The 409-nt window shown below is 65.0% G+C and carries 1 protein-coding gene; it reads right to left on the reverse strand.

Going from position 1 to position 409, the window contains the following annotated elements:
• Positions 1-409, reverse strand: a 409-nt coding sequence (locus tag IB232_RS23410; RefSeq protein ID WP_225592495.1) for a bacteriophage T4 gp5 trimerisation domain-containing protein, incomplete at both ends; no start/stop codon positions are given.

Genomic DNA, 409 nt, shown 5'->3' on the forward strand with positions numbered 1-409 from the left:
TTGGCGCGGATCTCGGTCTTGCGGTCTTGGTGGGTGGTGCGGTGCTCCTCGGCCTTGAGCTCGGTGTAGCTATTGGCCTCGACGGTGTCGTGGCGCTCGTGGCCGATGCGGATCTTCTGGTCGTGCTCGACGTTCTCGTCCCAGTCCTTCTGGGCGTGGATATAGATCTGCTCCTGGCCCTTGCGGTCTTCGATGCGCAGCTCGTTGTAGCCGCCTCCGCCCGGACTGCTGAGGGTTTTGAATACGCTGCGGGTCTTGTTCGCTGGCAGGTCGTAGGGAACGACATGCTCCTTGTGGTACAGGCAGCCGGTGACCAGCGGCTGGTCGGGGTCGCCCTCGAGGAAGGTGACCAGCACCTCCATGCCGATGCGCGGGATGGCGATGCCGCCGTAGCGGTCGCCGGCCCAGC

This window comes from Pseudomonas sp. PDM15, from assembly GCF_014851565.1.
Lineage (GTDB): Bacteria > Pseudomonadota > Gammaproteobacteria > Pseudomonadales > Pseudomonadaceae > Aquipseudomonas.